We start from the raw sequence: 8,071 nt of genomic DNA, 5'->3' as shown, positions 1-8,071 counted from the left end.
GTTGCCCCAGAATGTGTCTTTACCTTCCGAATTTTGTCGTAGTGCGGTTTCACACTACTTTTTTACAGGTAACATGCTGTTAAATCAATACTTTTAATTTTGTATTGCAAAAATGGGAAACTCAGGAAGATATTGATAAACATACCTGTCCAAAATGTGACAGCAAAACACTCGGTATAGAGCCGGTAGTACATTAAGTGGAATGAAGTGGGTTTTTAAATTCCCCGCTATCAAGAAGGGCACTGGAGTATTGTCTTTTATTCCACCGGCAAGGGAGAAAGATCATTGTATTTTTGGGTTAAGATGAAATACGATCAGTTTAATCTCTGTCATTTCCTCTATTGCGAATCCAGGACCTTCCCTGCCAATGCCCGATTCTTTCATACCTCCGTAAGGCATTAGATCTATCCTGAAATTAGGTATTTCATTTATTAAAACACCACCAACCTCAAGCGACTGTGCATATCTCCATGCCTTATTTATATCGTTTGTATAAACACCCGCCTGGAGTCCGTACCTTGAATCATTGACCATGTTTATAGCCTGCTCATCATCTTTGAAACTATTAACAACGATCAGGGGACCAAACACCTCATCTTTGATGACCCTGTCGGTTTGTTTCGTATTTATAAGCACAGAGGGCGACATCATATGCCCGTTAACCTCTGCACCGCATACAAGTTCAGCGCCATTTTTTACTGCTTCATCTATCCACGATTTGACCCTCAAAGCATCGCTATTTGTGATCATTGGGCCAACATCCGTACTGTCGTTTAATGGATCCCCGGTTTTTAGAGACTGCGCTTGTTTTGCAAGCGATTCAACAAACCTGTCGAATATACTCTCATGCACATAAACTCTCTGTATCGATATGCAAACCTGTCCTGCCTGGGAGTAGCCCCCGAGTGCTATCCTTTTTACAAGGGGATCCGGGTTTGCATCATCGCATATAACCACGGCAGAGTTTGAACCAAGTTCCATTACAACCTTTTTAAGCCCTGCGTTCTTCGTGATCCATTCACCTACATCCTTGCTGCCTGTAAATGTTATAACCCTGATATCCGGGTGCGTAACGAGTGCAAAACCGATCTTTGAGCCAGAGCCTGTTAAAACGTTTACAGTCTCGGGCGGAGCACCGGCATCAACAAAAGCCTGACCGATCATTTCACCCGTTGATGATGTCGCCTCAGCTGGCTTCAGAATAAAGGCATTTCCTGCCGCGAATGCGGGTGCTATTTTATGAAGTGATAGATTTAGAGGAAAGTTATATGGTGATATGGCAGCAACAATGCCTACTGGAACGCGTATGAAAAGTCCTGTCTTGCCTCTGCCTGTTGGTGCTGACTCCATCGGAACTGTTGAGCCATGCAATCTTTTTGCCTCTTCTGCCGACCATGTAACCGTTTCTATTGCCCTTGAAACCTCTGTCCGTGCCTCTTTAATGGTTTTTCCCATTTCCGATGATATATTAACCGCAAATTGTTCATGCCGTTGTCCGAGCAAGGACGCAAGATTCATGAGAATTTTATATCTGTCATGTGATGTAAGTTTTGATAGCTTTTCAAAACCTTTTTTTGCGGCATCAACTGCTTTTTGGACATCCGGCTCTAACGCCATTGAGACCTCTGCCGCAACAGAGCCGTTGTAAGGATTTTTAACTATGACTTTATTGCCGGATTCTATTCTTCTACCGCCTATAATCATATGATACTCCTTATTTTTTTCAAATGCATTTTTTGAGTTTATATAATTATCGAATTTCGTCTATAATGCAATGCTACATTTATTGCATGCTAATGTTGACATTTTCATTCTTGTAATCATAGTAAAGCAAGCCCGTGAAAACAATAAACATAAGGTTTATGCTCCATGTAAGTATGGATCCAATATAGGGGATTATTTGCAAGACAAATCCTAATATCCACATTAGCAGGAACCCTCTTATCCATGCTGACCAGAATACATTTTTTTTTGTAAGCACGGCCTCTTTCGCAATGGTAAAGCCTTCAAAAGGACCCTTGTTTTCTGCTATTACCGGGTATGCCCAGAAGAAAAAACCCCCATAATTTTTACCGACAAAAAATATATAAAGTATAAATAATATGCCGTATATAATCCCCAAAAAGGGTACGAGCACAGGTAGAAAGGGCAGGAATATATATGAAAAACCTCCAACTATCAGTGAACCGAGTTTGTTTCCTGTATATGAAAACACCTCATCAAAGTCGATAGTGGTTGTTTCATTCCTGTGTTTTAAAAGTAGTCCGGCACCTGCAAAAGTTACAACCCATATAAGTATGCTAACGATCATGCTTAACATAAGTACAAATGTGAAATGACTGAACTCTTTTATTATGGCAGGTCCCCTTGTGGTATGCATAATATTTTTCATTATCATAATCATACCGCCTGATATGTATGTCTGTGAAACTATGCCCCATACAGTACCAAGCACTACAGGTATTATAAATACGATATAATATTGCCGTGAAAGCAATATTGTCTCTTTCAGGGCTTGTGAAAATACTTCTTTTACATTACCTTTTATATCCATTGGATATCCTTTTCAACTATCAACAAATTTTCAGGCATAGCACGGATGGGCAAAGATTTCACGCTCTCTAAGTTCTTACGCCTCTTGTAAATCTATTCGTCGATAGATGCCTCATTGTATTAAGTGCTAATACCTGTAACAGATCCTTTCTTGGGTATACCACCCTTTTCATAATGGATGGGATTGAATAAAATCTTTTATAGGCATATATTAAGCCGTCCTCTAATTGTTTTTTTATAAGTTTTTTGTGTCTGAAAACCACATGGTTTGCATCGTATTTTGACCAATCTTTATGCAATAAGAGTCCCTGTTTCTCCATCTGTTCAAATAGTTCTGTACCTGGAAACGGCGTTAGTATATAAAAATTTGCTCCATCGAGTTTATTTTCAATGCCGAATTTAACCGTACGTTCAAAAATACCTTCATCATCATTTTCAAGTCCAAAAATGAATGAGCCGAATACCTTTATACCCGACGATTTTATGGTTGCTATCGCCTCTTTATACTTATCTCCCATGTTAAAAGACTTATGTATGGATTTAAGATTTTCTGTAGAGATTGTCTCTATACCGATGAACAGCCACTCGCATCCGCTTTCACGTGCAAGCTCGAGTAGTTCCGGGTTTCTCGCTATACGCATGTCGCCCTGGCCTACCCACTTAACACCAAGAGGTTTCATTCTTCTAAAAAGTTCTTTTGAGTGTTTTATGTCCCCGTAAATGTTATCATCAACAAATGCTATCCATTTATCGTTGATGGCTTTGATCTCCGTTATAATATCGTCAATGGGTCTATGCCTGAAATGATGGCCCCAGAATTCCGTAACAGAACAATATGTACAATTGTGGGGGCAGCCTCTTGAGGTCATAATCGGACTCGGCATTGAGTATGACTTTTTATTGATAAGGTCGCGTCTGACAAAACCAAGCCCGTTAAGCGGTATCTCCGTTGTACCCTTGTACAACCTTTTTAATTGCCCGCCTGTTAGATCGTTTATCAGGTTCTGCCAGACATTTTCTACTTCACCTACAACAACGGTATCAGCATGTTGTAATGCCTCTTCCGGCAGCATTGAAACGTGTATACCTCCGAGTATTACCTTTGCACCCTTTTGCCTGTATATATCGGCAATCTCGTAAGCCCTGTTTATAACGGCGGTCATGCCTGTTATGCCTACGATATCAGGGATATCGGTGAAATCGATGTCTTTTACATTTTCATCAATGATCTTTATATCAAAGTTTTCAGGCGTTAATCCGGCTATTATAGGCAGATTGATCGGAACCAGTGATGCCCTTCTCCTCCTGTGCTGTTTATCTCTGTTCTTTGCTGGTGCGGGATATATTAAATGTATCTTATAGCGTTTAGGAATATTTATTGCTCCACTCTTTTATTAATACATAAACATTAGTTATGAAAAAAATAAAAAGCAAGTGAAAAATCTTTAGCAATTGTACACGCCATGAAGTTTTTTATTTGACATTTTAATCAAAAAGTATTTTTAAAGATCATGACAGAAATAGCTTATTTGTTAATCGGCTCTAACATGAATGATAGAGAAGAAATGCTTTTAAAGGCACTTGATGCCATATCCGGATATATTAATACGGAAGAAATAAAGGTATCTTCTCTTTATGAAACAGAGCCAGTTGGTATAGGTTCAGAAGATGATCTGCAGGATTTTTTAAATACCGTTGTCGCGGTGGGAACAGACTTAAACCCATTTACATTGCTTAAACTCATACAAGAGACAGAATATGAACTTGGCAGGATAAGGCATGAGCCAGTGCATGTCAAACATTCGAGAATTATCGATATAGATATACTTTTGTTCGGAGAACGGATAATTTTTACAAGAAATTTGATTATCCCGCATCCAGAGTTACATGAAAGAAGATTTGTTTTAGAACCTCTTTCAGAAATTGCTGGAAATATGATACATCCATTGTTTAATTTGACTATAGACGAAATAAAAAATATGAATACTGACAAACATTATGTGAAACCATATAGCAGTAATAAGGGGGCGAGATGGCCGTTAAAGAGCTAAAGGTACTAAATCAAAGGTTATACGAGATAACGCAGGCGATAGCGGATGCTATTGTACCTCAGGGCGGTGCGTTTGAGATTGGAGCAAAGGATATAGACACTGCTCTGATCTTCGATCATTATATTGATAGAATGTCAAAGCTTCAGTTAAAATTTATCAAATACGTAATATACATGTTTGAATACTCTCCGATGTTTACAAAGCTAAAAAGATTTACAAGGATGTCTTCTAACGAAAGGTTAAATTATCTTAAAGAATGGGAAAACAGTAAGCTCTCATCAAAAAGACAGATATTGATTATGATGAAACTACTGCTGATGATGTGTTTTTATTCCAATAATGCAGCACAGGATGCCATTGGTTATCATGAATCAATTGGGGATCACCCCGATTGTCTCATAAAAATTTAAGGGAGAGAATATGTTGTTTACATATAAAGATATAAGCAAGGACTTAATCGAACAGCCGGATGTATGTATAATAGGTTCTGGTGCAGGCGGAGCTGTAATGGCAGATGTGCTAAGCGGAGCGGGTCTTGATGTTGTTGTTGTTGAAGAGGGAGGGTATTATGATAAAGCGAGATACGGAAATTATAAACCCTATGAATCTTTGAAGATACTTTACAGGGATTATGGTGCCACTTTTGCACTAACTTCTGTTCCTATAATGATACCCATTGGCAGGGCTATCGGAGGCACAACGGTAATAAACTCAGGGACATGTTTCAGAACACCCGAAGCTATTTTGGATCAATGGTCCGAAAGCTTTGGCGTTTTAAAAGCCTCTCATAAAGATATGGAAACATATTTTGACAGAGTTGAAAAGACAATTAATGTTGTACCCGTTGATCCGAATATACTTGGTAAAAACGGGCTCATTTTTAAAAGGGGTGCTGATGCACTCGGTTTAAGTAATGGCATGCTAAAACACAACATAATCAACTGTCATGGCTGCGGCAGGTGTGCGTTTGGATGCCCTACCGATGCAAAACAAGCTGTTCATCTGAACTTTATCCCGTCCGCGATAAAGCATGGTGCAAGGATATATGCGAATGCAAAAGTGGAAAAAATCATTCTTGAAGGCAGGATAGTAAAAGAAGTACGTGGAAGCATCCTCAATGAGCAGACAGAAAATAAATTGTACAACTTCACTATAAAACCAAAGTTACTTGTGATATCGGCAGGCGCCATATATACGCCATATATACTCGATAAAAACGATATAAAACTTTCTCCCGAGCTTGGGAAAAACCTGACAATCCATCCCGCCGCAAGAGTGGCAGCAATGTTTGATGAACTCGTTGAGGGTTACAAAGGCGTACCGCAGGGCAATTATGTAGATGCCTATGCAAGTGAGGGTATTATGTTTGAGGGGGTTTTTGTTCCGCCTGAGGTAGGATTGTCCGTTGCAGGAACGATCGGATTAGAGGCTAAGGAATTTGCATTACATTACAATAACCTTGCTACATTTGGTGTTATGGTTTCCGATCACAACTCCTCCGGCAATGTAAGGTCGGGTATCGACAATAAACCATTCATATCTTACCGCCTGCATCCTTATGACACAAAAAAACTGGTAAAGGCAGTTGCAATTGCATCGGAGATCTTTTTTGCAGCAGGGGCAAAATGGGTAAATCCGAGCATTTATGGATTTGAGTCATTCAAAAAACAGGATGAAATATCTAAATTGTTCAAAAGAAAAATCAACGCAAAATCGTTTGAGTTGATGGCTTTTCATCCACTTGGAACTGCAAGAATGGGTGAGATACAGGGGCATACGGTTGTTAATTCTTACGGTAAGGTTCATAATCTGGATAATATGTTTATATCTGACGGCAGTATTGTTCCAACGTCACTCGGCGTAAACCCTCAGATTACAATTATGTCATTATCAATGAGGAATGCTGAGCATATAATAGAGAATAAAGAGAAGTTTCTAAAATGAATGGATTTATTCATACACGGATTTGTGATTTGCTTGGTATTGAGTACCCCATACTGCTTGGAGGTATGGTTTATGTTTCGTATGCTCCGCTCGTCGCCAGGGTATCGGAAGCCGGAGGTCTTGGTGTTATAGCGGGCGGTTCATTTTTGACAAAAGAAGAAATAAAAAAAGAGATAGAAAAAACAAGGAAACTTACCGATAAACCGTTTGCTCTTAATATACCGATGATCTATCCTACCGCATCGGAACTGATCGATATCGCTATTGAAAGTAAACTGAAGGTGGTCATAACTTCAGCAGGGTCATCGTCAACATTTACACAAAAACTCCATGACGCGGGTATAAAGGTCGGGCACGTTGTTCCTTCTGCAAAGCTTGCAAAAAAGGCGTATAACGCGGGTGTTGATTTCATTATTGCAGAAGGTATTGAAGCGGGCGGGCATGACAGCCCTCTCGAGATTACAACAATGGTGTTGATTCCGCAGGTCGTAGATAACGTAAAAATACCGGTTGTAGCCGCGGGCGGTATGGCAGATTATAGAGGATTTGTCGCTGCAAGAGCACTTGGGGCACAGGGCATACAAATGGGTACGAGGTTTATCGCCTCTATTGAGGCACCCGTGCATGATGCATTCAAACAGGCTATAATAAAGGCAGAGGACGACTCCACCATTCTGACTGGAAGGAGTATAGGTAAACCCGTGCGTGTAATTAAAAACAAATTGTCGGAACAGATTCTCGCACTTGAAAAAAGTGCAGTTACTGAAATGGAGTTGCTTTCTTTTATCGGGCCGGGCAGAAGCAGGGCAGCGGCTATAGAGGGAGACGTAGAGAACGGCTCTGTTATGAGTGGAGAGATAGCAGGGCTCATAAGCTCTATAAAATCCGTAGAAGAAATAATGCATGAGATAGTCTCAGGCTCTCAAACACTTCTAAAGGAGCTTGTTCCCTGACCATGGAGTATACTGACGTTAAAAGCTGCTTAACCTGTGCATGGAGAGAAACATGCAAAAAAAGATTTTCTACAATTGAGGATATCGGTCTTAAATGCCCCGAATATACCTACGATGTAACCCTTGATAAAAAGTTAAAAGAACACCAAAACGCCGCTGTTGAAAACAAGAATAAACTATGAGACAACTGTACGGACTAATTAAAAGTGCTGTGGAGGTTTATGTTAACGGCAGCATGAAATCGCAAAACATTACTATTAACATACCAAAGCATGAAGGGCATGGAGAATTCTCAAGTAATATAGCATATGAACTTTCACACACTGTAAGAAAACCGCCTTTCGAAATTGCATCGGATTTGAAAACGATTATTGAAAAGTCTGCAGGCGCAATCAATATCATAAATAGTATTGAGGTTGTAAAACCGGGCTATTTAAACTTTGTGATGACAGAGCTATTCTGGATCGATGCACTCGATGATATCATCAAAATAGGTGAACGATACGGATTAAACACGATCGGGAATGGGAAGAGCGTGTTGATAGAATTTGTAAGTGCAAACCCAACCGG

9 protein-coding genes are annotated in these 8,071 nt (G+C 39.8%); 6 read left to right on the top strand and 3 right to left on the bottom strand.

Features of this window, described 5'->3' with window-relative positions; all coding sequences use genetic code 11:
• Positions 1-282: 282 nt before the first annotated feature.
• The 3 genes from M1381_11575 to M1381_11565 all read right to left on the bottom strand — a co-directional run bounded on the left by M1381_11575 (position 283) and on the right by M1381_11565 (position 3,782).
• A complete protein-coding gene (locus M1381_11575) occupies positions 283-1,704 on the bottom strand; it encodes an aldehyde dehydrogenase family protein (protein ID MCL4479711.1) in 1,422 nt (473 codons plus the stop codon).
• A 79-nt stretch (positions 1,705-1,783) separates the two neighbouring features.
• Positions 1,784-2,554: a hypothetical protein gene (locus M1381_11570; protein ID MCL4479710.1), complete on the bottom strand. Its 771-nt coding sequence runs from the start codon at positions 2,552-2,554 to the stop codon at positions 1,784-1,786.
• A 67-nt stretch (positions 2,555-2,621) separates the two neighbouring features.
• Complete coding sequence (locus tag M1381_11565) at positions 2,622-3,782, bottom strand: B12-binding domain-containing radical SAM protein (GenBank protein MCL4479709.1); 1,161 nt, start codon at positions 3,780-3,782, stop codon at positions 2,622-2,624.
• A gap of 282 nt (positions 3,783-4,064) precedes the next feature.
• Between M1381_11565 and folK the strand changes: the two genes are divergently transcribed.
• The 6 genes from folK to M1381_11535 form a co-directional block, all read left to right on the top strand.
• Complete coding sequence (gene folK / locus M1381_11560) at positions 4,065-4,604, top strand: 2-amino-4-hydroxy-6-hydroxymethyldihydropteridine diphosphokinase (GenBank protein ID MCL4479708.1); 540 nt, start codon at positions 4,065-4,067, stop codon at positions 4,602-4,604.
• Positions 4,586-5,014 carry a hypothetical protein gene (locus M1381_11555; GenBank protein MCL4479707.1) on the top strand — a complete coding sequence of 143 codons (429 nt, stop codon included), beginning with the start codon at positions 4,586-4,588 and terminating at the stop codon, positions 5,012-5,014. The genes folK and M1381_11555 overlap by 19 nt, the downstream gene beginning before the upstream one ends.
• Before the next feature lie 10 nt (positions 5,015-5,024).
• Entirely contained in the window at positions 5,025-6,548 is a 1,524-nt protein-coding gene (locus M1381_11550) for a GMC family oxidoreductase (GenBank protein ID MCL4479706.1), read from the top strand.
• Positions 6,545-7,501 carry a nitronate monooxygenase gene (locus M1381_11545; GenBank protein MCL4479705.1) on the top strand — a complete coding sequence of 319 codons (957 nt, stop codon included), beginning with the start codon at positions 6,545-6,547 and terminating at the stop codon, positions 7,499-7,501. Before M1381_11550 ends, M1381_11545 begins: the two co-directional genes overlap by 4 nt.
• Before the next feature lie 2 nt (positions 7,502-7,503).
• Positions 7,504-7,683, top strand: coding sequence for a hypothetical protein (locus M1381_11540; protein MCL4479704.1), 180 nt, complete (start codon positions 7,504-7,506; stop codon positions 7,681-7,683).
• Positions 7,680-8,071 (top strand): arginine--tRNA ligase (locus M1381_11535; GenBank protein ID MCL4479703.1); only part of this gene is annotated, 392 nt, incomplete at its 3' end. The genes M1381_11540 and M1381_11535, both read left to right, overlap by 4 nt.

The organism is Deltaproteobacteria bacterium (genome assembly GCA_023382265.1).
Classification (GTDB): Bacteria; JAMCPX01; JAMCPX01; order JAMCPX01; family JAMCPX01; genus JAMCPX01.
Note: the sequence above shows the minus strand (reverse complement) of the source record. Positions and strands in the feature narration are given on the sequence as shown.